Here is a 234-nt window from a genome sequence, read left to right on the forward strand (position 1 = left end):
GGAAACAGGCGCGACGACAGATGGGGCAGGCGTTGCGACGGGCGCTGCCTGCGCCACGGGGGGCTGGCTTGGCGGCATGGCGCTGGATGGCGCCTGGGCATGCGCGGTTCCTGCCAGCAGCAAGCCGGGCGCCGCGACCATGGCCGCCGCCCACTTGCAGCCGGCCGACTTTGCTTTTCCCATCGTCGTCATATCCTGCCACTTGGCCGGATTTCCTGTACGCCAGATGAACTG

The sequence above is a fragment of the Novosphingobium sp. B-7 genome (assembly GCF_000410615.1).
GTDB classification, from domain to species: Bacteria; Pseudomonadota; Alphaproteobacteria; order Sphingomonadales; family Sphingomonadaceae; genus Novosphingobium; species Novosphingobium capsulatum.